This window comes from Bradyrhizobium neotropicale, from assembly GCF_001641695.1.
GTDB lineage: Bacteria > Pseudomonadota > Alphaproteobacteria > Rhizobiales > Xanthobacteraceae > Bradyrhizobium > Bradyrhizobium neotropicale.
Map to the genome: position 1 here is coordinate 140477 of NZ_LSEF01000085.1, position 22910 is coordinate 163386.

A 22910-nucleotide genomic window follows, 5' to 3' on the forward strand; every position below is an offset into this window, starting at 1 on the left:
CCGCGTGATCGCGAAGCTGGCCCATACGGCTGGCCTCGCGGTTGGACAGTTTACGAGAAAGCTGACCAAAGGAAGCTGACATGGCCGATGTCGTCGTTGAGCGAGGTCGCGTTGCCCGTGCGGCGGGCGCGCGCAAGGGAACAAGCCTGCGCAATGCGCTGGGGCGAAAATCGACGGTGGCGTTCTTCCTGACGCTGCCGCTGATCCTCCTGATCATTCTGCTCGTGCTCTACCCTGCCTTCTACTCGGTTTACCTCGCAACGCTGAACAAGGCGATGACGAAGTTCGTCGGCTTCGGCAACTTCACTTTCCTGTTCAAGCGCGAAACGTTCTGGATGGTGGTGCAGCAGTCCTGCATCTTCGCGATCACCGCCGTGATCTTCAAGGCGCTGATCGGCTTCATCGTCGCGCATTTCGTCCACAACATCCCGGCCAAGGGCCAGCGCAAATGGCGCGGCATGCTGCTGGTGCCCTGGGTGATCCCGCCGGCGATGAGCACGCTCGCCTGGCTGTGGCTGTTCGATCCGTCCTACAGCGCTTTCAACTACACGCTTTCCTTCTTCGGTGTCGGCCCGATCCCCTGGCTCGGCGACACCTTCTGGGCGCGCTTCTCTGTCATCCTCGTCAACGTCTGGTACGGCGCGCCGTTCTTCATGATCATGTATCTCGCCGCGCTGAAATCCGTGCCCGACCAGCTCTACGAGGCTGCGGCAATCGACGGCGCCAACTGGTGGCAGAGGATCTGGTACGTGACCCTGCCGATGATGCGCAACATCATCGCCATCACCACACTGTTCTCGCTGATCGTGACGTTCGCCAATTTCGACATCGTGCGCATCCTGACCTCCGGCGGCCCGCTGGATACGACGCATCTGTTCGCTACCTGGGCGTTCCAGGTCGGCATCCAGAGCAACGACATTCCGCTCGGCGCCTGCGTCTCGTTGTTCATGGTGCCGATCCTCGCCGTCGCAGCGATCTTCATCCTGCGCGATGTCTCCAAACGCGGGAACGAAGCCTGATGAGCACGCTCGCAATCGACAAGGCCGGACCGTCACGCAAGGTCAAGTATGGCAGCATGAGCCGGGATCGGACCTGGGCACTGCGCTGGTCCTATTTCTTCCTGGTGCTGTTCGCGATCTTCTTTCTGACGCCGCCGGTCTACATGCTGATCACCTCGCTGAAGAGCAGTGCGGAAATATCGGCGGCGACCAACCCATGGTGGGTGTTCCACCCGACGCTGTCGAACTATGTCGAACTCCTGACATCGAACCAGTTTCTACGCTTCTTCTGGAATTCCTCGGTCGTGGCGATCGCGGTCGTGATCATCACGATGCTGATCAGCATCCCCGCGGCCTTCGCGCTGGCGCGGATGAAGTTCTGGGGCTCGGCGACGCTCGCCACGGGCGTCTTCCTCACCTACCTGATCCCGGACAGCCTCCTGTTCATTCCGCTGTTCAAGATGCTCGCGGTCTTTCAGGACTATACCGGCATCACGCTGCTCAACAGATGGTACGTGCTGCTGTTCATCTACCCGACGCTGACGGTGCCGTTCTGCACCTGGATCATGATCGGCTATTTCGCGTCGATCCCGAAGGAGCTGGATGAGGCCGCCCTCATCGACGGCGCCTCCTGGCTCCAGACCTTGACGCGGATCTTCATTCCCGTCGCCCTGCCCGGCCTGATCGCCGCGACCATCTTCGCCTTCACCGTCTCCTGGGCCCAGTTCCTCTATCCCCTGGTGTTCACGACCTCTGTGGACCAGTTCGTGCTGCCAGTCGGCATCACCACCACGTTGATCAAGGGCGACGTGTTCAACTGGGGGCAGATCATGACAGGCGCTCTGCTTGGCGCCGCGCCGCCATTGGTCATCTACGCCTTCCTGATGGACTACTACATTGCCGGCCTGACCGCCGGTGCGACAAAGGGTTGATATCGAGAGGTTGCAGTTTCATGGCTGACGTTTCCTTGCGTAAGGTCATCAAGCGTTACGACGATGTTGAAGCCGTGCGCGGCATCGACCTTGAAATCTCCGACCATGAGTTCATCGTGCTGGTGGGGCCCTCGGGCTGCGGCAAGTCGACGACGCTGCGGATGATCGCCGGCCTCGAGGACATCAGCGACGGCGATATCCTGATCGGTGGCGACGTCGTCAACGATGTACCGCCGAAGGACCGCGACATCGCGATGGTGTTCCAGAACTACGCGCTCTATCCGCACATGACGGTCGCCGAGAACATGTCGTTCGGGCTGCGCCTGAAGCACTATCCCAAGGCCGAGATCAAGGAGCGGGTGACGGAAGCCGCCCGGCTCCTCGACATTACCGACCTGATCGACCGCAAGCCGAAGCAGCTCTCCGGCGGCCAGCGCCAGCGCGTCGCGATGGGCCGCGCCATCGTGCGCAATCCCAAGGTCTTCCTGTTCGACGAGCCGCTGTCCAACCTGGACGCCAAGCTGCGGGTGCAGATGCGGATCGAGATCAAGAAGGTGCACCAGAAGGTGCGCACCACGACGGTCTACGTCACCCACGACCAGGTCGAGGCTATGACGCTCGCCGATCGCGTCGTGGTGATGAACAAGGGGCGCATCGAGCAGATCGGCACGCCGAACGAGCTCTACCACAAGCCGGCGACACGCTTCGTGGCCGGATTCATCGGCTCGCCCGCGATGAATTTCCTTCCCTGCCGGCTGGAGGATGTCGGTGGCACCCTCCAGATCCGCCTGACCGACCGCATCGCCTTTGCGCTGCCGCCGGCCCGCGCCGCCCGCTACAACGCGCTGCCGCGTACCGAGAAGCTGCTGCTCGGCATCCGGCCCGAGCACCTCACCGAGTCGCACGCGCACCTCGAGCCGGGCGTCGAGACATTCGAAACCGTGCTCGACGTCACCGAGCCGATGGGCATGGAGACGCTGGTCTATTTCGGGCTCGACGGCACACCCATCTGCGGCCGCGTCAACCCCAACGCCGGCGCCAAGGACGGGTCTCCCATGCGTTTGGCCATGGACCTCAACAATATGCACCTGCTAAACGAGGCGACCGGCGTCGTGCTGTGATGACCGGACAAGAAACTCGCGCAGGCAGGAGACGATGGCGACCAACAAGAAGAAGATTTTCGTTACACAAACTTTGTCGCAGGGGGCACGCGCCCTTCTTACCCAGCGGGACGATATCGAGCTGGTCGAGTTTCCGAACCTGATCTCGGCCAAGGACTTCGAGGCGATGCTGAAGAGCCATGCGCCGGTCCACGGCGTGGCGCTCGGCGCCACCGCCTTCGGCGAGACCGAGCTCGAAGCGTCCAGGGACATGAAGGTGGTGACCCGCATCGGCGTCGGCTACGACGCGGTCGACGTTCCCGCCCTCTCCCGCCGCAAGGTGCCGCTGATGGTGGCAGGCTCGGCAAACTCGCCGTCGGTCGCCGAGCAGGCGCTATTCATGATGCTGACGCTGGCCAAGCGCGCGAACGAGATGCACGCCTGCGTCAAGGACGGCAAATGGGCCGACCGGCTCGGCATGCTGCCGTTCGATCTCTACGGCAAGACCGCCCTGATCGTCGGCTTCGGCCGCATCGGTACGCGCACCGCCAAGCGCTGCCTGGCGATGGAAATGAACGTGCAGGTCTACGATCCCTATAAGCCGGCCGCCGAGATCAAGGCCGCCGGCTGCGAGCCGGTCGCCGATCTCGACGCCGCGTTGCCCCACGCCGACTTCGTCACCATCCACTGTCCGAAGACGCCGGAAACCGTCGGCATGTTCGACGCGGCGCGGATCGGCCGGATGAAGCCGAAGGCCTATCTCATCAACACCGCGCGCGGCGGCATCGTGAAGGAGCAGGCGCTGTACGATGCGCTGGTGTCGGGCAAGCTCGCTGGTGCCGGCATCGACGTGTTCGAGGTGGAGCCGCCGCCGGTCAGCAATGCGCTGTTCGCACTGCCGAACGTCATCATGGCGCCGCACGTCGCCGGCGTCACTGTCGAGGCGGTGAACCGCATGAGCGAGCAGACCGCGCGCAACATCCTGAGTGTGCTGGACGGCGATCCGATCCGGCAGAACATCATCAATCAGGACGTGCTGGGCTAGGCCGAACGGCGGGCGGCACATCCGCCCGCCTTCGGAGCGCCAGAATGCGTCCCATTTTGGTGCAGATCGAGCCCAAACTCAGCCTTAATCAAAAGCGCCTAATATGTTCCATCGCGCCGGCAGTGGGACAGATTTGCCGGCCGCGTCGAGCTGGAGGATGGACCCTTGTCAGAAATCGACCCGACCGATCATGCGTTGGCGACCATCGCCAGCATTCTGGAAGACTCCGAGCCCTCCCCCACCCGCGAGGTCGCGCAGCCGGCCACCGACGAACATCCTCCCACCGATGCTGCCGCCGATGAGCATCCAGTCGTCGACGAACAGCCCCTGGTGCCGGAGCCCACCGATACCGAGGGTTACAGCAAGGTCGGTCCCGGGCCGATGGTGGCGATCCGTCTCAAATGGACGGTTCACCGCGGCGAGGACGGCCAATTCTATGTGCACGAGACCATCGGCGAGCAGTCCGCGCCCGTGATCAGCGGCCCCATGACGAGCGAGGCCGCGGTGCGGTTCGTCGACGAGCATGAGGATGAGGCGCATCGGCGCTTCGAGGCGCTGCGCAGCGAGATCGCCGGCCGCAGCTCGGTCGCCGAGTTCGAGCGCAAAGGCGAAGCCTAGGCCTATTGTTTGAGCATGATCTCCGCGCAAACGCGTTCCGCGTTTGTCGCGAGGGAAAACCGCTGCACACTTTGCGCTAGCGCGGCCCTTCGGGTCCGGATCATGCTCTAACGCCGGCCGAGAAAATCTCTCTTCACGAGCTCGACGCCTGCGTGCCGCAGGAGGTCGTAGGCCGTTGTCAGGTGAAAGAAGAACTGCGGCACGCTGAAGGTCAGCAGCAGCGTCCGCCCGGTGAACGGCAGCTCAGTCCCGTTCTTCAGCCTGAAGGCAACGTTCCGCTCCGCCGCGGCATCGATCTCGGCGCGCGGCAGGCTCTCGATGAATTCGATCGACGTCGCGATGCGCGCCTGAAGTCCGGCCATGTCATGCTCCAGCGCCGGCAGCAGAGCCGGCTCGCGCCGCGCCAGGAGAGCCGAGGCGACTATGGCATGACGGCAGGCCTCGCCAACCTGCTGCGCCAGATCGTACATCGTCGGCGACAGGCGCATGCCGAGCAGGATGGCGGAGTCGAATTTGCGGTCTTCGGCATGGGCCGCGCCCTTGTCGAGCAGTCCGGACAGGCTACGCAAATGCGGGGCGAAGACGCCGACCGAGGCGTCGTACATTGAGATCGTCACGTCCGGCTTCTCCTTGCCAATTCCATCTCGCCAGAGGCTGGCATCTGGTCTAAATCCACACTTCAAGAGCTGCACAATGACAGCTCGCGCAGGGGTGGAAAAGACATGCTCGTTCGATTCTTGGCGGCCTTGGCCGTGGTGTTGCTGGCGAATTTCTCGGCGCAGGCGCAGCAGGCGCCTTCGCGCCTCGACGAGATCGTCAAGCGTGGCACCTTGCGCGTCGGCATGACCGGCGACTACCAGCCCTTCACCTATCTGGACAAGACCACGCAGCAATTCCGCGGCTTCGACGTCGATATGGCCGAGGCACTGGGCAAGGCCCTCGGTGTCAAGGTGGAATTCGTAAAGACGGCTTGGCCGAATCTGACGAAGGATTTCGAGGCCGACCAGTTCGATATCGCGATGGGCGGCGTGTCGGTCACGCTCGACCGCCAGAAGAGGGGTTTCTTCTCCACGCCGATCATGCGCGAGGGCAAGACGCCGATCGCGCGCTGCTCAGAAGTCGGCAAGTACCAGACGCTGTCCGACATCGACAAGAAGGGCACCCGCGTGATCGTCAATCCCGGCGGCACCAATGAACGCTTCGCGCGCGCCAACATCAGGGATGCCGAGATCAACGTCTTTTCCGACAACACCGTGATCTTCGACGAGATCGCCAAGGGCAACGCCGATCTGATGATGACGGACGCCTCCGAGACCCGCTACCAGCAGAAGCAGCACGCCGGCGTACTCTGCGCGGTGCATCCGGAGAAGCCGTTCGACTTCTCCGAGAAGGCCTACTGGCTCCAGCGCGACATGGCGCTGAAGGCCTTCGTCGACCAGTGGCTGCACATCGCCATGGAGGACGGCAGCTACAGGAAGATCTACGCCGCCTGGTTCGACTAGATCCCTCGCGATGTCCATGCCCGGCGCCGGCCTAATTTCGGACCTGCTACGGGGGTATTGAACCCAGATCGGTGAGAGGACGACTCATACGGAGACAGTGATCTAGATCACGTTTTGAGTTCAGACCGAGGCGTAAGCGTCGGTGCTGCGGGGACCACCTGCTCAGGAGACGGACATGAGGAAGCTGTTGGCCACAGCGGCATTGCTTTTGGTGAGCACGGCGGCGCAGGCGCAGTACACCTTCGAATATGGCGGTCGCACCATCCGCATCGATCCTGACCGCGGCACGGTCTCGATCCCCGGCGTCTACGACAACACCGGACAGGGCAAGGCCAAGAAAGCCAAGAAGAACGAGACCAAGCCGGATCAGCAGACGCCGCAGCAGGCCAAGGTCGATCCGCAACCGCCGGCCGCAACTCCGGCTCCGGCACCAGCCGTTCCCGCGCCGGTCGTGGCAACACCGCCCGCGCCCGAGCAGGCTCCCGTACCTGCGCCCGCCGCTGCAGCGCCGCCTTCAGCGCCACCTGCCCCGCCACCGACGACGACCGCAAACAATGCGCCGGCCGACACGGCCGTGCTGCCTCCGCCCGCGCCGCCTCCAGCACCTGCCGCGGCTGAGCAGCAGGCTGCGCCTGCGGTGACACCGCCACCGGCTGTAGCCGCCACGCCCCCGGCGCCGCCTCCTCCGCCTGCTCCGGCGCCCGCCCCCGTTCAGGCCGCCGCGGCCACGCCGGCGCCAACCGCTGCGCCGACGCGCGATCTCAATTCACCGCTCGGCGTCTGGCTCACCGAGGAGAAGGAAGGCAAGGTCCGCATCGAGCAATGCGGCACCAATCTCTGCGGCTATTCGGTCGATACCAAATCGAACCAGAACGGCGAGCAGGTGCTGATCAACATGAAGCCCGGGAAGGACCAGAAATGGTCTGGCCGCATCCTCGATCCCAACTCCGGCTCGACCTACGATTCCACGATCGCAATGAAGGGCACGGACCGCCTGCGCGTGCAGGGCTGCGCCTTCGGCGGCATGTTCTGCGGCGGCCAAACCTGGACGCGCGTGAACTGAAGGGCGCCTGCGGTCTAGGGCACAGCCTCGATCACGTGCGCCTGGATTTTCGCAACCACCTCGCCGTCACCATGCCGCGCGGCGATCACCTTTGCCGCGTGGGCGGTGGCAGCTTCCAGCGCATCGGGACGCCTCGCTTCGATTTCGTTGCGGAGCGGCGTGCCCTGGCAGTAGCTCATCGCGGCAAGCTCCGCCGAGATGGCGCGATTTCGATCGGGCCGTGTTTGAATCGTCACGCCTGAAAATCCTGCGTCCAGCACGTCGCGGCGGATCAGGGCCGTGTCGTGATATCCGTGCGGCGTGCGCGCAAGGAATCGCGGCGGATCATCTGGAAAGAATTCGGCCAGTGCATCCGTGACGTCTCCGGCAATGACGTTGTCCTCGATCCGGTCCCAGACGTTGAAGATGAAAACGCCCCGCGGCTTCAGCACGCGCCGCGCCTCCTGATAGCCCTTGATGCGATCCGGAAAGAACATCGCGCCGAACTGGCAGCACACGACATCGAATGAGCCATCCGGAAACGGCAGCGCCTGCGCGTCGGCCTGGCGCCAGCTCAGGCGCGGATCGTCGCCCTGCCGAAGCTTTGCATGATCGAGCATCGGCTGATTGAGGTCGGTCACCACGTAAGTCGCATCCGGCGGCAGGAGGGCAGCGACGGCGCGCGTGACTGCGCCGCTTCCCGCCGCCGTTTCCAGCACCGCCTTCGGCGCGCGCGCGGCGACGCGGCGCGCCATGTCGTCGGCATAGGGCTGGAAGATCAGCGGAACCATATTGCGGTCGTAGTTTTCCGGAACCGAGCCGGCGAACACCTTGTCGGACTCTGGCATCGTGCCTGCCCTCCGCGAATGACCCTTGAGCCACGCCGGGACCCAGTGATCTTAATCGCTGCACCGAAAGTTCCGGGCCCTGGATCGGCGACGCATCGCCTTGAGGCGATGCGTCTTGCCCGGCGCAGGAGAGAGAGTTGCTGCTAGCCCACCGGCGCCGAATATTCGGCGTCCGTCACCGGCTCAAGCCATGTCGAGTAGACACCGTCGAGCGCCTCCTGCATGGCGATGTGGGTCATGCCGTTGGTCGGCGAAGCGCCGTGCCAGTGCAATTCCCCCGGCGGAATCCAGACAGTGTCGCCCGGGCGTATCTCGCGGATCGGGCCGCCCTTGGACTGGACGCGGCCGACGCCCGAGATCACGTAGAGCGTCTGTCCGAGCGGATGGTGATGCCAGTTGGTGCGCGCGCCCGGCTCGAACGACACGCGTGAGCAGTTCAGCCGAGCTGGCGCGGGCGCCATGATCACGGGGTCCTGCAACACGGTGCCGGTGAAGTTTTCCTTGGGCGCGCGGCGGGTTGGCCGCGTGCCTGCGACGTGGATTTCCATGGAATGACCTCGCTTGGTTTGTCGTTACTTCTTGCTTGCGGCGTAGCGCGCCTTGGTCTCGGCGTTCATGGGATAGAGGCCCGGCAACACGGCGCCGTTGTTCACCTCGTTGACGATCCAGGCTTCCATGCGTTCCTGCTCGACGCCCTCGGCGAGCACGTGATCGAGCATCGCCTGCGGGATCAGCACGCAGCCATCCTGATCCGCAACCACGATGTCGTTCGGAAACACCGCAACGCCGCCGCAGCCGATGGGCTCGCCCCAGCCGACGAAGGTCAGCCCCGCGACGGACGGCGGCGCGGCATAGCCGTCGCACCAGACCGGAAGATTGGTGCCGAGCACGCCCTCGACGTCACGCACCACGCCGTCAGTCACGAGCGCGGTGACGCCGCGCTTGACCATGCGCGCGCAGAGGATGTCGCCGAAGATGCCGGCATCGGTGATGCCCATTGCGTCGACCACGGCGATGCAGCCTTCCGGCATCGCTTCGATCGCGGTGCGGGTCGAGATCGGCGACGACCAGGATTCCGGCGTCGCCAGATCCTCGCGCGCCGGCACGAAGCGCAGCGTGAACGCCGGTCCCACCAGGCGCGGCAAGCCGGGGCGCAGCGGACGTGCACCGCGCATCCACACGTTGCGCAGGCCCTTCTTGAGCAGGACCGTGGTGATGGTGGCGGTGGTGATGCCGGCGAGGGTCTTGCGGGCTTCGGGGGATAGCGACATGGAAACAGACGAGCTCCGGATGGGCGGGAAAGGACGCCGCGCATCTTGCGAGGCGCGAGCTTTCCGTCAAGGGCCATAAACGACGCCCGCAGGGCTGTTATGCGATGCGATAACAAGGCTTTATCGAGCACCCCTGCATTAATTTATTGGACTTGCGGGCGCATTTACGCGAAGCAGGGTGACGCGGAACTCAAGGCTGAGGCCGCGCTCTCCAAGAAGCCGATTTCGACAGCACGATTTCGACAGCTCATGGCCGCGACGCTTCCCCCGCCCCGCCTCCTGCCCAGTGGCGACAGTGCCGTCACGGTCGAGTTCAGCCGGACCATCGACGACGACGCCAACCAGCGCGTGCTGGCGCTCGACAAAGCGCTCGCCGATGCAGGCATCGATGGCATCACCGAGTCCGTGCCGACCTATCGCTCGCTGCTGGTGCATTACGATCCGGGCCGGATCGGGTTCGATGCGCTCGGCGAAAAGCTGCTCGCACTCGCCAGCCAGCCGTTGCCGCCGAGCGCGAAAGCGCGGCGCTGGCGCATTCCGGTGGCCTATGGCGGCGAGCATGGTGTCGATCTCGAGGACGTCGCGAAAGCGCTCAACACCACCCCCGACGACATCGTCGCGCGCCATGTCGCGGGCGACTACCGCGTCGCCATGATCGGCTTCACGCCGGGCTGGTCCTATCTCAGCGGCCTGGAGACATCGCTGCACATGTCGCGGCGGCAGAATCCGCGACTGCTCACACCGGCGGGCACGATCTCGATCGGCGGCATCCAGACCGGCATCCAGTGCCTGGCAGGCCCCAGCGGCTGGCACCTGCTCGGCCGCACGCCGGTGCGCACCTATCAACTCCACCGGAACCCGACCTTTCTCACCGAACCCGGTGATCGCGTGACGTTTTTTGCCATCGACCACAAGACATTCGCGGAGCAGGACCGCGCCGCGGAAGCGGGCGAGCTCATCGCCGAGCAGGTGGCCTCATGAGCCGGCTCGTCGTCGCCAGCATCGGCCCCGCAAGCTCCGTCCAGGATGGCGGCCGCTTAGGTGCGCAGCGCTATGGCCTGACGCCGAGCGGCGCGATGGACCGGCTGGCGCTCGCCGCAGCCAATTGTCTGGTCGGCAACGAGCCGTTCGCGGCCGGCGTCGAGATCGGCCCGTTCGGTGCGTCCTTTACGGCACGTGACGGCGCCGTTCGCGTTGCGCTCGCCGGCGCGCCGCGCAATGCCGACATCGCCGGGCGCGCGGTGGCGCTGGACACAACCGTGACACTCAAGGATGGCGAGACACTGACGCTCGGCTTTGCCCGCGGCGGCGCGTTCAGCTACCTCGCGATCGAAGGGGCGATCCGGGGCGAGCCGGTGTTCGGCAGCCTCGCGGTGAACGCCCGTGCGGGCCTCGGCAGCCCCTACCCGCGCCCGCTCCAGGCCGGCGATGAATTCACAGTCAACGCCGCCAGCGGCGCGCCGGAACTGCGGATTGAACTGCCGAAGCCGGCCGAAGGCCCGATCCGCATCGTGCTGGGTCCGCAGGACGACGAGTTCGACGAGGCCAACAAGGCGCTGTTCCTGGCGAGCGAGTGGAAGATCTCGGCGACGTCCGACCGCATGGGCTACCGGCTCGAAGGTCCAGCGATCAAGCATCTGCACGGCCACAACATCGTCTCCGACGGCACGGTCAACGGCAGCATTCAGGTGCCCGGAAATGGCGCGCCGATCGCGCTGATGATGGACCGCGGCACCTCTGGCGGCTATCCGAAGATCGCAACCGTGATCACCGCCGATGTCGGCCGGCTCGCGCAGACCTCGGCGGGAACTGCGTTCCGCTTCAAGCAGGTCAGCATGGCCGAGGCGCAGGATGAGGCGCGGAAGTTCGCCCGGCTCATCCGCAGCCTGCCCGACCGGTTGCGCTCGGCCGACACGGTCGCGCTCAACATCGAGGCACTGCACGATGCTAATGTCGCCGGCTACGCGGTGAACGCTGTCGATGCCGGGACGTGGCAGGTTTCGGCGGAGCCGTAATCGACACGAAGACCAGAGGCGGAGGGCTACCCATGAAGACGATCGATCTCAATTGCGACCTCGGCGAAGGATTTGGCGCGTGGGAGATGGGCAACGACGCTGCCATGATCGAGCTTGCAAGCTCCGTGAACGTCGCCTGCGGCTTCCACGCCGGTGATCCCGACATCATGCGCAGGACGGTCGAGCTTGCGAAGGCGCGCGGCGTCTCGGTCGGCGCCCATCCCGGCTATCGCGACCTGCACGGTTTCGGCCGGCATCCGATCGTCGGTTTGAAGGCGTCCGAGATCGAGAACCTCGTCGCCTACCAGATCGGCGCGTTGCAGGCGATCGCCACCGCCGCCGGCCACAAGGTGACGCATGTGAAGGCGCATGGCGCGCTCTCGAACGTCGCCTGCGAGGACGACATGACGGCGAAGGCGATCGCCGCCGGCATCAAGGCGGTCGATCCGAGCCTGATCTTCGTCGTGCTCGCCAATTCGAAGCTGGTGAAGGCGGGCGAAGACGCCAACCTGCCGATGGTGCACGAGGTGTTCGCCGACCGCGCTTATGAGGACGACGGCAATTTGGTCTCGCGCAAGAAGCCCGGCGCGGTGCTGCACGACGCCAAGGCGATCGCCGATCGCGTGGTGCGCATGGTGCAGGACGGCGCGGTGGTCTCGGTGACGGGCAAGATCATCAAGATGCGCACGGATACGGTCTGCATTCACGGCGACACGCCCGGCGCAGTCGAGATCGCGCGCGGCTTGCGGCAGGCGTTGAAGACTGCGGGGATCGACGTGGCGCCGTTCAAGCGCGGGGCGTGAGACTTGCTCGGTGCTGTAGGGTGGGCGAAGCGAAAGCGTGCCCACCATTCGCAATCATCATGCGCAGAAGTTGGTGGGCACGGCGCGCGAAGAGCGCGCCTTTGCCCACCCTACGACACCTACGATCGCCTCAGAACGGGTGCACCGACAGCGTGCCAAAGACGATCGCCGCGATGACCGCAAAGGCGCTGTAGAGCGCAATGTGATGAGCGCTCGCCCCGGTCCGCCGCGAGAGCGAGCGCGCGTAGAAGTGCAGCCTGGCTTCCGCCGAGAGTTCGCGCATGGTCGATCTCCAACGCCCCATTTGCGCGATTATGAAGGATCACCCCAGCCCACACGCAAGACGAGCGCGGAAATAGCGATAGGAGTTCTCTTCAGAGCTCCCATCGCAGATGGAAATTCTCCTTACGCAGGCTGTTCCTGGAATTTTATTCGTTCAACTCCGAGTCGAATTGAACCGGTTCCCACCTCTCCCACAGCGAGCCTTTGACGATCCTTGTCTGTGCTGCAGCGGGCGCTACGCCAGCCAGTGCAGCAGAACCAACACACCGGTTACGGTGATTGCGCCGCCGATTCGGGTCGCGATTTGGGCGAACGGCATCAGCTCCATGCGGTCGGCGGCGGTCAGGATCGCGACATCGCCGGTGCCGCCCTGGCCGGAATGACAGGCGTTCACGATCGCGGTCTCGATCGGATACATCTTCATCAAGCGGCCGATGACCGCGCCGGTGGCCATCAAGGTGAAGACGGTGGCGACGATGGTCACGAGATTGGCGACAGTGAAGGCGGCCATCAGCTTGTCCCAGGGCGTCAGCGAGACGCCGATCGCGAACAGCAAGGGATAAGTCATGCCGATGCGGACGAACCGATACACGATCAGCCCGCCCGATTGCAGCCGTGGCGACACCGCGCTGCACAGCTTGGCGATGACCGCGAGGAACAGCATCGCTACTGGCGCCGGCAGGCCGATCAGGTGGAACAGCATGACGCCAAGGAGATAGAGCACGACAGCTGTGAGCCCGGCGGCCGCGATCGCCGTGATGTCGAATGGCGACGAGTTCTCGTCCTGCCGCTCCATTGAGATCAGGTTGAGCGCATCATCACTCGCCGGCTGGAGCCGTCCGTTGCCGGTGAGGTGCGGATACCGCTTCCCGACATAGTTGAGCGTGCCGGAAAACAGGATCGCGGTGAGGCTGCCGAGCATCACCGGCGGCAGCACCTGGGCAAAAAAATCGCCCTGCGGCTGCCCGAGGATCGCCGCATAGCCGATCGACAGCGGGATCGCACCCTCGCCAACCCCGCCTGCCATGATCGGCACCACGATGAAGAAGAACGTCTTATAGGCCCCCAGCCCGAGCATCATGCCGACGAGGGTACCGACTGCGGCCGCCGCCACCGAGCCGACACTGAGCGGGACGAAGATCTTCAGGAAGCCCTTGACCAGGACGTTGCGGTCCATGCCCAAAATGCTGCCGACGATGATCGCCGCGATATAGACATAGAGGAAGTTGGTGAACTTGGTGAAATCGATGATCGATTTCTCGATCGGCGCCGGAATCAGCTTGTAGTAGACCAATGCTGAGGGAATGAAGGTCGCGAAGATCGCCGCCGCGCCGATGTTGCGCAGCACGGGCAATCGCCTGCCGATCTCTGCGCAGGTGAAGCCACCGAGGACCAGCACCGCGATCATGGTCGGCGCGTCCGGCTTGATCTGACCCTGCTGCGTCAGGATGGCGAGCAGCGCGACCAGAATGACATAGATGGGAAGCGATATGATGCCGATCTTGTAGTCCATGAGACGCCACCAACCGGTCGGCCAGAACGGCTCCGCACCGGATTTCGCTGTCTCGCTATAGGCCGCGGCGTTGACCTGGACGTTCTCCGACATGGACATGGCGTTCTCCCGTTCGACGTACTCGACGAATTGTTCTTACAGTGGCGCTGCTCGTACGGCCGCGCAGCGCGGTCCCGTGCCGCGCGCCGCCACGCCAGCGCACGACGACTCGCGACGCCAGCGAGGGGCATCCCCTGGCATGTCACGCGGCACGGTTGGCGGCGTGCAACGGCGAGTTGGCTTCTTGAGTTTCGGGACGGCCGGAAAATCCGGCCGTCCTGTGCTGGCAAGCCTTGCGGCCTACCACTTGTAGCGGACGCCGGTGACGACCTCATCGGCCGTATCGTGCGCGTGTGCCTGGCTTGCGCTGTATCCGCCCGTCGTCTTCAGGTGATCACCAGCGATGTAGACGTCGACATTCGGGATCGGGTGGTACATGAACGACGCATAGGTCGTCATTCGCGTTCCAGTACCGGTCGCAACCGCCGCGCTCGCATCCTTGAACGGAACAAAGGTGTAGCCCGCCCCCGTCAACGCCGCGTTGTGCGCGAAGAAGTCCTGCCAACCGACCTCGACGTCATAGAACTTGGATGGCGTGACCTTCGCAGACACCGTCACCACGTCGTCGTTTCGGGTGCCGACGAGACCCTGGTCGGCCGTGTAGTGCATGTAGCCCGTGTTGAGGCGAAGCAGGCCGCCATCCCAGTTGCCACCGATACCCCAGGACTGATGGATATGACCGATATTAGTCGTCCCAATGGTCGGGATCTCCAGCACGTTCGCACGCGTGTAGAAGCCCGAGACATGGAACTGACCGGCGTTGTAACCCGCGGCCACGGCTTCGGTGCTTCCCTTGTCGAAGCCGGCGCCGGGGATCGGACCGCTGCCGTTCGGCCCACCGGGTCCGTTGCCGTCGCCGAAATTGTAGGCCGCACCGAGATAGAGTCCGTTGTCGAACACCTTCTTCCAGACAAAACCCTGATCGTAACGGGTATCGCCCTGGCCGTTCGCGCCATTGCCGCCGCTGGTGTAGAAGATGATCTGCTTAAAGTTGTTGTTGTTGGTGAAGCCACCCTCACCCGTGTTGAGCGCGGAAGCGCCGTAGGGATCGGCCCAGATATTGGCAACGTCGCGGGGGAGCGTGTTCTGGCGGCCGACACTGAACTTGCCGAGCGTCGGACTTTCGAAGCCGACCCAGGCGTCGCGATTGAAGAGCACGCCGGGCGTGTCCATGTTGCCGCTGGGCAACTCGAACTCGCTCTCCATCTTCGCCAGCAGGTTGAAGCCATATTCAGGGAAGACCTTCTGGGTGACAAAGAGCCCCCACCGGTTGCCGCTGAACCAGGACACATTCAGACCGACGGTCGAGTGCCCGGCCTTGTCGACGTTGGTCACGTAACCAAGCGTCGGCTCGATGATCCCGTAGAGCAGCACGTCGGTGTTCTGGGTTTCTATGATGTGTACCGGCTGTCCGGTTTTGAAGCTCTCCCACGGACCGGCCTTCGTCGGAACAGGGGCAGCGGGCGGCGGTACCTGTGCCCGCGCCTCCTCCTTCTTCTCGACCTGCTTCAGGCGATCGTTCATCGCCTTGACCTTGGTCTTCTGCTCTTCCATGTCCGACAGGCGCTTGTTTAGGGCCCTGATCTCGGCCTTCAGCTCGCTGATTTCGTCCGCCTTCGCAGGCGCCATCGGCGCGGCGATGGCGGACACGGCCGCTCCGATCAGCGCATAGCGCGCTAACGGATTGCCGAGCCTCGCCGCACCGGACAGCCAGTCGTGCCGAAGTCGCGTCGTCAATTTCATGTCGCCCCCCAAGAGAGATTTTGTTCGCGGGGCAAAAACTGGCGACGACTGCTGTCAAAACCCTGTCATCTCGGACGCGTCCGGCAGAACGACTACATTCGAGGCGGAGCGTTGCAAGTTCGACACATGTTTCGCATACGCACAATGCCGACCGAGGATTAACCGAAATGCCGTAGCTCTACGGACTCCACGCCGGGGCCTTGACCGCGTCGCTCGTCCTGATAGTGGTCGGGCCACAACAACGAGCGCCAACGTAAATGGCGCCCCCAACCAGAAGCTCGGCATTCAAGCCGGCCGAGAGTGGAAAGCGGTGAACGACCGGCCAGAGGCAGCCTGTTGCCGACGCGCCGGGCGCCGAAGACGCGAAACGCGTCTTGGCTTTGGGGGAAACAAATAGTGCGTGCGCTTCTGATCGAGGATACTGCCGATCTCGGTGCGGCCATTGCTGCGCGGCTCCGGGATCAAGGGCATGCAGTGGAGTGGCTGACCGACGGCGGTCACGCGTCGCAGCGCGTCCAGGAAGATCCGTTCGACCTCATCATCCTCGACCTGATGCTACCCAGCATGAGCGGCGTGGACGTCCTGAAGCTATTGCGGGGCCGGCGCATCAACACACCGGTGCTCGTGATCACCGCGCGCGGCGAGATCGGTGACAAGATCGATCTCCTCGACATCGGCGCCGACGACTACCTGGTCAAGCCGTTCGACCTGCGCGAGCTGGAAGCGAGGATGCGCGCGGTGGTGCGCCGGCACAACGGTACGCCCACCAGCCGGATCGAGATCGGCAACGTCACGGTCGACATCGCCGCGCAGTCGATCGTCGCCGCGGGCGTCAATATTGAGCTGACACGCCGTGAATTTCGCCTCCTGGAGCTACTAGTCCTGAACCTCGGCCAGGTCGTGGCACGCGAGCGCCTGATGGACCAGCTTTTCGGTTACGAGAACGCCGTCAACCCGAACGCGCTCGAACTCTACATCTCGCGAATCCGGCGACGGCTCAAGTCCTCGTCGCTGCGCATCGAGACGGTCTGGGGCACCGGGTACGTTGCAAAGATCGACCATGAGCGGCCGCCAGAAATCAATTAAGCGCGACATCCTGTTCGGCGCCATCGTGCTGCTCGCCGTTCTCGGGCTGGGCCTCTTCACCTATATCCGCGCCTATTCGTTCGATGCCGCTGATACCGCATTCGATCGCGTGCTCGCCGCGGCAGCGCTCTCGATCGCCGACAACATCAGGGTCGAGGACGGACATCTCACGGTCGAGCTGCCGATCGCGTCACTTGAGATATTGGGAGCAGCGCGCGAGACGCGCGCATTCTACGCCGTACGCGCGCCCGACCATTCCTTGATCACGGGCTATTCGGATCTGCCCGATCCACAGCCGGCGCAAGACCGCAAGCCGCACTTCTTCGACGCGATCTATTCGAATGATCCAGTGCGGGTCGGCAGCGTCCAGCGCTATATCGATTTTGGCGAGAAATCGGGCTGGGTCAGCGTCACCGTCGCGGAGACGAGGGAGGCGCGGACCGAGCTTGCCTCGTTGATCCTGAAAAATTCACTCGCCCCGATCGCGCTCGCCGGACTGATCATGTGCCTCTTGATCTCGACGGGCCTGAAGCGTGCCTGGGCGCCGCTGGTTGCGCTCGAAGCCGAGCTGATCCGCCGCTCTCCGACCGATCTCACCCCGATCCAGACCTCCGTGCCAAGAGAGGTGAGCTCGCTCGTCTCTAGTCTCAATCTATTCATGCAGCGGTTCGACGGCGTGCTCAGCTCGCTGCGCCGCATTTCCGTGGATACGACGCACGAGATGCGCACGCCGCTCGCGTCGATCCGCGCCCTCGCCGAGGTCGCCGTATCCGAGCGGGACCCGGGAGTGCTCCGCAAATATGTGCAGCGAATTCATTCCAACGCTATTGATGCCACACGCATCGTCAATCAGCTGCTCGCCGAGGCGGCCATCGCCCATCACATCGAGACCACAGAAAACCCGAGCTGCGATCTTCTCGAACTGTATCTTCAGTCGGTGGAGCGACTGCCTACGAACGGCATGCAGCGGTGCAGGCTGGCCCAGCTTTCTGTCGACGAGGACCTACTGGTCCGGGGATCTCCGCTGGCATTCCGCGAACTGATCGACAATCTTCTCGACAACGCACTCAAATACGCACCCGAAGGCTTTATCGACGTCGATCTGCGAACCTCAGCCGACGGGTCAATGGTCGAGCTCGAAGTGGCTGATTGCGGTCCCGGTATTCCCGACAACGAAAAGCGAACCGTTCTGGAACGCTTTCGGCGCGGATCCGCGAGCGACAGCGTCGCCGGCACGGGTCTTGGCCTCAACATCGTCAAGAGCGCGGCCGCCGCCGCGGGCGGCCATGTTGCACTGCTGGACCGCCCCGGCGGAGGGCTGATTGCGAGGGTCGTTTTGCCGAGGGCTGCGTCATGAAGCGTCTTCATACCCTAAAGACCTGCCGCCGCGTATCATGTGCCGCACTCGCGCTCGTATTCGGCATCTGGTGGTCGGACGGCATCGCCGAGCAATCCAAGTCGACCCATGAGCTCAGGGTTTTCAAGGCCCAAACGACGCCGTCCGCGAAGCTCCTGATCCACGGTACCGCCGACATTGCCAGCATGGGACCGGTGATCGAGAGCTTTCAACAGGGTCATCCCAACGTCGAGATCGACTACCGGCTCTACGAGACGGTGCCGCTCTACGAGAGCGCCATCAGCACATCGAACGAGGATACGGGCGCCGACCTGCTCGTCAGTTCAGCAATGGACCTCCAGGTCAAGCTCGCCAACGACGGGCATGTGCAGCCGGCTTCCATCATTGCCGCGCGAGGCTTGCCTGACTGGGCGGTTTGGCGCGACGAGATATTCGGCTTTACGCTCGAACCGGCGGTGATCGTCTACAATGGCGATGCCGTGCGCCCTGACGAGGTTCCGAGATCACATCAGGATCTGGTCCGGCTTCTCGAGAACGCGCCGGAGCGATTCCGCGGCAAGATCGCGACCTACGACATCGGCGTCAGCGGCGTCGGTTATCTGTTCGCGACCACAGAGTCGATGCTGTCGGCCAATTTCTGGCGGCTGACGCATGCACTCGGTATAGTCAAGACGCGGCTGTTCTGCTGCACTCAGGACATGATCAATTCCGTCGTCCGCGGAGATAGCCTTATCGCCTACGACGTGCTGGGCTCCTACGCGCTGAGGCGGATCGAGGAGCGGCGAAATCTCAAAATCGTCGTCCCCGAGGACTATGTGGTCGTGGCGGCGCGCACAATCGTAATTCCACGCAAGGCCAAGCATCCTGACCTCGCGCGGAATTTCATCGAGTATGTCCTCTCAGACGCCGGTCAGGCTGTCGTCGCGGACTCCTTCGGGCTATCGGTCGCGGGCCTCGGCATCGATCGCGAACAGATGAAGGCGCGATACCAGGCCGAAAAGCCAGGCCTGCTTAACGCACCAGCGCTCGGCCTCGCCGCCCTCACCTACCTAGACTCGATCAAGCGCGAGCAGTTCGTGCGAACCTGGCGGCAGATCGTCTCGCCGTAGCGACCAAAAAAAGAGCGGGGAGCCCCGTGGCTCCCCGCTCGTGATGAATGCGAAAGATAGAAGCGCAATCAGGATCGCGCGACGCCTTCGCGAAATGCGCGGCCAGTCAGTTCTCGACCACCCTAGTAGACGTCCGCCTGGAACCTGCCCTTCTTCTTGAGCTCCGCAACGAAGCTCACCGCTTCATCGGTTGAGCGCGCGCCGAACTGCGCGACGATGTCGACGAGTGCGCGCTCGACGTCTTTCGCCATGCGCTTGGCATCGCCGCAGATGTAGAGATGCGCGCCTTCGGCGAGCCATGTCCACACCTCGCGGCCAAGCTCGCGCATGCGGTCCTGCACGTAGAACTTCTTCTCGCCGTCGCGCGACCAGGCAAGCGACAGGCGGGTCAGCAGGCCCGAGGTCTTCAGCGCGTTGAGCTCGTCGCGATAGAAGAAATCGCAATCGCTGCGCTGATGGCCGAAGAACAACCAGTTCTTGCCGGGGGCGCCGGTCGCCTTGCGATCGAGCAGGAAGGCGCGGAACGGCGCGACGCCGGTGCCGGGACCGATCATGATGACCGGCGTCTTCGGATCCTGCGGCAGGCCGAAGCCGTGCGCCTTCTGCACATAGACCTTGAGCTTCTCGCCCTCGTTGATGCGCTCACCGAGGAAGGTGGAGGCGACGCCGAGGCGCTTGCGCTTGCCGATGACGTAGCGAACGGAATCGACCGTCAGCGACAGCTTTCCAGGCGTCGCATTGTGCGACGACGAGATCGAATAGAGTCGCGGCTGCAGCGGCTCCAGCGCCTCGACGAAGGCCTCCGGATGCGGCCGCGTGCCTGAAAACTTCTGCAGCGCCGCCATCACGTCGAGGGTGGCGGCATCACCATCGGGATCCTCGCCCTGCGCCAGCGCCCTCGCCTTCTCGCGCTGCGCGCCGCCGGTGATGAAGGAGATCAGCTCGAACAGCTTGTCGGGTGCCGGCGACAGCGAAACGTCCTCGATCAGCGCCTCGCGCAGCGTCTTGCCGTTGACCTTGGTGGTGTGGGAGGCGCCGAGCAGCGCGATGATCTGGTCGACGAGACCGACATCGTTGCGCGCGAACACGCCAAAACTGTCGCCGACGATATAGTCGAGCTTGCTCTCGGAGAGATCGAACTCGATGTGATAGGTCTCCTTCTCGGAGCCCTGCTTGTTGAGCAGGCGCCGCGACAAAAACGTCGCTTCGGCCGGATTTTCGCGAGCGCGGCCGAGCTCAGCCTTCACCTCGGGCGCAGCCGGCGCGCTCGTGGCCGGAGCTGACGCACCCGCGGCAGGCTTGGCCGCCGGCGCCTTGTCGAGCTCCTCATAAAGCTGCTTCAGCATCCGCGCCGTCTCCTTGCCGCCGGGAGCGCAGAGGTTGAGGCGGGCTTCGCTCTTGTTGGCGATCGCATCGGAATAGTCGGCGCAATTGTAGCCGCACTGGCCGCAGTCCTGCTGTGCCATCGCCGCCATCATGCGACGGCGAACCGGCCTCCCCTCCGCAAGCTTCATGCGATCGGCGATCGCCATTGCCGGATCGTGCCAGGGCGCCTCGCCGTCATCGCCATCGCCTTGCGGGGCGAGCACCGCCCCGTTCTCCGCAGGCGACAGCGGCGTCGAGCCGTCGAGGCCGAACATGCCCACGAGAAAACCATTCAGCCACAGCCGCTGGCCTTCGCTGAAAGGCGCGTTGGGCGGGATGATCTCGAGTTTCGGTGGGACAGGCATCTGGGTCATGCTGCGACTTCTGCTTCGGCGAGTTTGCGCAAGGCGTCGCCGGCATGGCGACGGGAGAAAGTCAGGAAGGTCTCTTCAGGCGAGGCGCGGTTGGCGAGATAAGCCTTCAAGAGGCCCTCGACGATTTTCGGGGCGTCCTCGGCCTTCACATCGCGAAACACCTCCTGCCCGATATCGGCATCGGGACCGAAGCCGCCGCCGGTGAAGAGGTGATAGCCCTCGACCTGGTCCTCTTCCGAGGCGCCCGGCACCTTGGCCGCGATCAGGCCGATGTCGGAGATGTAGTGCTGGGCGCAGGAGTGGTGGCAGCCGGTGAGATGGATGTTGAGCGGCGTATCGAGGTTGATGCGCGCATCGCACCAGTCGCCGATCGCGGCGGCGTGACGCTTGGTGTCGGACGCTGCGAACTTGCAGCCGGCGTTGCCGGTGCAGGCGATCAGGCCGGCACGGACGTTCGACACCTGCGTCGCGAGGCCGAGCTTTTCGATGGCCGCCGTCAGCAGCGCCACGCTTTCGTCGCGCACGCCGGAGATCAGAAGGTTCTGCCAGACGGTCAGACGGATGTCGCCGTCGCCGAGGTCCTGGGCGATCTTGGCGATGCCGCGCATCTGCTCGCAGGTGAGCTTGCCGACCGGCAGGGCGACGCCGATCCAATTGAGGCCAGCCTGCTTCTGCTTGTGCACGCCGACATGGGCCATGCGGTCGGTTGCGGGCCGCGGCGCAAGTGCTTCCGCCGGAACGCGCGCGAAGGGCTTCTTGAGCAGCTCCTCGACCAGCTTGAGAAACGCGTCGTGGCCCATCGTATCCAGCACGTATTTCAGCCGCGCCTTGGTGCGGTTGGTGCGGTCCCCATGCTCGATGAAGACGCGCACGATGGCGTCCGCGACTGCGGTGGCGTCCTCGGGACGAACCACGATGCCGGAATATTTGGCAAAGTCCTTGTGTCCGGTGATCCCGCCGAGGCCGAGACGAAACCAGACGCCGGGCGCGACGCCGAAGCCGTCCTTGACCTCGACCGCGGTGAACGCGATGTCATTGGTCTCCTCGAGCGCCGCGATCTTGCCGGCGCCGTCGAAGGCGACGTTGAACTTGCGCGGCAAGCCGTAGAGCGAGCGATCGTTGAGGATGTGGTAGTGCCACTCGCGCGCATAGGGGCGCGTGTCGAGCAGCTCCTGCGGATCGATGCCGGCGGTCGGCGTGCCAGTGACATTGCGGATATTGTCCGCACCGGAGCCGCGCGAGCACAGGCCGATGTCCTGGATGCCCTCGAGCAGGGCGACCGTGTTCTTCGGCTCGATTTCGCGGATCTGGAAGTTGGCGCGGGTCGTGACATGGGTGTAGCCGCCGCCATAGGCCTCGGCGAGATCCGCAAGCTCAGACATCTGCCAGTGCTTCAAAATCCCGTTGGGGATACGCAGGCGCGCCATGTAGGAGGTCTGCGCCGGCGCCACCCAGAAGATGCCGTAATAGCGCCAGCGGAAATTGTCCGCCGGCGTCGGGTTGGCGTTGTTGCGCGCCTGATCCTTCAGCCGTTCATAGCCGTCGAAGGGATGCAGCTCGCGTTTGAACTTCTCCTGGTCGGTGAGCTTCTTGCCCGCCGCCGTGAGCTTGTCCTGCGCCTTGATTGCCGCGGCATCCGGACCGGTCGGCTCCGACGGTGCGCCAGCAGCGGCGGCAGGCGTGCCGCCGGCGGCAAAGGCGCGCCCGACACGCCCGACCTGGAGGCCGGACATGAAGCCTTCGAGATAGCGCTTCTGCTCGTCGGAGAAGTCGGCCGTGGGTGTCGTGTCGAGTTTCATGGGATGACT

General features: G+C 64.1%; 22 protein-coding genes. 13 read left to right on the plus strand and 9 right to left on the minus strand.

Going from position 1 to position 22910, the window contains the following annotated elements; all coding sequences use genetic code 11:
• Positions 1-80 precede the first annotated feature (80 nt).
• From AXW67_RS27160 to AXW67_RS43330, 5 genes are all read left to right on the plus strand, one after another.
• Entirely contained in the window at positions 81-1019 is a 939-nt protein-coding gene (locus AXW67_RS27160; RefSeq protein ID WP_063680363.1) for a carbohydrate ABC transporter permease, read from the plus strand.
• The gene (locus tag AXW67_RS27165) at positions 1019-1930 is read left to right on the plus strand and encodes a carbohydrate ABC transporter permease (RefSeq protein ID WP_027550920.1); all 912 of its coding nucleotides are present in this window, start codon (positions 1019-1021) and stop codon (positions 1928-1930) included. The genes AXW67_RS27160 and AXW67_RS27165 overlap by 1 nt, the downstream gene beginning before the upstream one ends.
• Positions 1931-1950: 20 nt before the next feature.
• Entirely contained in the window at positions 1951-3051 is a 1101-nt protein-coding gene (locus tag AXW67_RS27170) for an ABC transporter ATP-binding protein (protein WP_027550919.1), read from the plus strand.
• 34 nt (positions 3052-3085) lie between these two features.
• Positions 3086-4075, plus strand: coding sequence for a hydroxyacid dehydrogenase (locus AXW67_RS27175; RefSeq protein ID WP_063680364.1), 990 nt, complete (start codon positions 3086-3088; stop codon positions 4073-4075).
• Between the two features lie 165 nt (positions 4076-4240).
• The gene (locus tag AXW67_RS43330) at positions 4241-4693 is read left to right on the plus strand and encodes a hypothetical protein (RefSeq protein WP_063680365.1); all 453 of its coding nucleotides are present in this window, start codon (positions 4241-4243) and stop codon (positions 4691-4693) included.
• Between the two features lie 107 nt (positions 4694-4800).
• Here the strand turns inward: AXW67_RS43330 and AXW67_RS27185 are convergent, their stop codons facing one another.
• The gene (locus AXW67_RS27185; protein WP_063680366.1) at positions 4801-5298 is read right to left on the minus strand and encodes a DUF1993 domain-containing protein; all 498 of its coding nucleotides are present in this window, start codon (positions 5296-5298) and stop codon (positions 4801-4803) included.
• 117 nt (positions 5299-5415) lie between these two features.
• Between AXW67_RS27185 and AXW67_RS27190 the strand changes: the two genes are divergently transcribed.
• Together AXW67_RS27190 and AXW67_RS27195 are read left to right on the plus strand one after the other, a co-directional pair.
• Positions 5416-6195, plus strand: a complete 780-nt coding sequence (locus tag AXW67_RS27190; RefSeq protein ID WP_027550915.1) for a transporter substrate-binding domain-containing protein — start codon at positions 5416-5418, stop codon at positions 6193-6195.
• Positions 6196-6370: 175 nt separating this feature from the next.
• Complete coding sequence (locus tag AXW67_RS27195) at positions 6371-7258, plus strand: DUF2147 domain-containing protein (RefSeq protein ID WP_063680367.1); 888 nt, start codon at positions 6371-6373, stop codon at positions 7256-7258.
• 14 nt (positions 7259-7272) lie between these two features.
• On the opposite strand, the gene AXW67_RS27200 is transcribed toward AXW67_RS27195, so the two are convergent.
• From AXW67_RS27200 to AXW67_RS27210, 3 genes are all read right to left on the minus strand, one after another.
• Positions 7273-8085: a class I SAM-dependent methyltransferase gene (locus AXW67_RS27200; protein WP_063680368.1), complete on the minus strand. Its 813-nt coding sequence runs from the start codon at positions 8083-8085 to the stop codon at positions 7273-7275.
• Positions 8086-8228: 143 nt separating this feature from the next.
• Entirely contained in the window at positions 8229-8633 is a 405-nt protein-coding gene (locus tag AXW67_RS27205; protein WP_027550913.1) for a (R)-mandelonitrile lyase, read from the minus strand.
• Positions 8634-8657: 24 nt separating this feature from the next.
• The gene (locus AXW67_RS27210; RefSeq protein ID WP_027550912.1) at positions 8658-9356 is read right to left on the minus strand and encodes a ribonuclease activity regulator RraA; all 699 of its coding nucleotides are present in this window, start codon (positions 9354-9356) and stop codon (positions 8658-8660) included.
• 249 nt (positions 9357-9605) lie between these two features.
• Here AXW67_RS27210 and pxpB point away from each other — a divergent pair, with 249 nt between their 5' ends.
• The 3 genes from pxpB to AXW67_RS27225 are packed head-to-tail and all read left to right on the plus strand — an operon-like array spanning position 9606 to position 12174.
• On the plus strand, positions 9606-10337 hold the full coding sequence (gene pxpB, locus AXW67_RS27215) for a 5-oxoprolinase subunit PxpB (RefSeq protein WP_063680369.1): 732 nt from the start codon (positions 9606-9608) through the stop codon (positions 10335-10337).
• The gene (locus AXW67_RS27220; protein WP_063680370.1) at positions 10334-11371 is read left to right on the plus strand and encodes a 5-oxoprolinase subunit C family protein; all 1038 of its coding nucleotides are present in this window, start codon (positions 10334-10336) and stop codon (positions 11369-11371) included. The genes pxpB and AXW67_RS27220 overlap by 4 nt, the downstream gene beginning before the upstream one ends.
• A 32-nt stretch (positions 11372-11403) precedes the next feature.
• Positions 11404-12174, plus strand: a complete 771-nt coding sequence (locus tag AXW67_RS27225; protein WP_063680371.1) for a LamB/YcsF family protein — start codon at positions 11404-11406, stop codon at positions 12172-12174.
• A gap of 130 nt (positions 12175-12304) precedes the next feature.
• Here the strand turns inward: AXW67_RS27225 and AXW67_RS42225 are convergent, their stop codons facing one another.
• From AXW67_RS42225 to AXW67_RS27235, 3 genes are all read right to left on the minus strand, one after another.
• Positions 12305-12457 carry a hypothetical protein gene (locus tag AXW67_RS42225; RefSeq protein ID WP_198024667.1) on the minus strand — a complete coding sequence of 51 codons (153 nt, stop codon included), beginning with the start codon at positions 12455-12457 and terminating at the stop codon, positions 12305-12307.
• Positions 12458-12691: 234 nt separating this feature from the next.
• Positions 12692-14062, minus strand: coding sequence for a 2-hydroxycarboxylate transporter family protein (locus tag AXW67_RS27230; RefSeq protein ID WP_430648736.1), 1371 nt, complete (start codon positions 14060-14062; stop codon positions 12692-12694).
• A gap of 246 nt (positions 14063-14308) precedes the next feature.
• The gene (locus AXW67_RS27235; RefSeq protein ID WP_063680373.1) at positions 14309-15811 is read right to left on the minus strand and encodes a porin; all 1503 of its coding nucleotides are present in this window, start codon (positions 15809-15811) and stop codon (positions 14309-14311) included.
• Positions 15812-16147: 336 nt separating this feature from the next.
• On the opposite strand from AXW67_RS27235, the gene AXW67_RS27240 reads away from it, so the two are divergent.
• The 3 genes from AXW67_RS27240 to AXW67_RS27250 are packed head-to-tail and all read left to right on the plus strand — an operon-like array spanning position 16148 to position 19363.
• Positions 16148-16897 carry a response regulator transcription factor gene (locus AXW67_RS27240; protein WP_245315743.1) on the plus strand — a complete coding sequence of 250 codons (750 nt, stop codon included), beginning with the start codon at positions 16148-16150 and terminating at the stop codon, positions 16895-16897.
• On the plus strand, positions 16872-18254 hold the full coding sequence (locus AXW67_RS27245; protein WP_063680375.1) for a sensor histidine kinase: 1383 nt from the start codon (positions 16872-16874) through the stop codon (positions 18252-18254). Before AXW67_RS27240 ends, AXW67_RS27245 begins: the two co-directional genes overlap by 26 nt.
• Positions 18251-19363, plus strand: a complete 1113-nt coding sequence (locus tag AXW67_RS27250) for an ABC transporter substrate-binding protein (protein ID WP_063680376.1) — start codon at positions 18251-18253, stop codon at positions 19361-19363. Before AXW67_RS27245 ends, AXW67_RS27250 begins: the two co-directional genes overlap by 4 nt.
• Positions 19364-19485: 122 nt before the next feature.
• Here AXW67_RS27250 and AXW67_RS27255 read toward each other — a convergent pair whose 3' ends face one another.
• Both AXW67_RS27255 and AXW67_RS27260 read right to left on the minus strand, forming a co-directional pair.
• Positions 19486-21102 (minus strand): sulfite reductase subunit alpha, encoded by a 1617-nt coding sequence (locus tag AXW67_RS27255; protein ID WP_063680377.1) that lies wholly within the window; start codon positions 21100-21102, stop codon positions 19486-19488.
• On the minus strand, positions 21099-22901 hold the full coding sequence (locus AXW67_RS27260; RefSeq protein ID WP_063680378.1) for a NirA family protein: 1803 nt from the start codon (positions 22899-22901) through the stop codon (positions 21099-21101). The genes AXW67_RS27255 and AXW67_RS27260 overlap by 4 nt, the downstream gene beginning before the upstream one ends.
• Positions 22902-22910 lie beyond the last annotated feature (9 nt).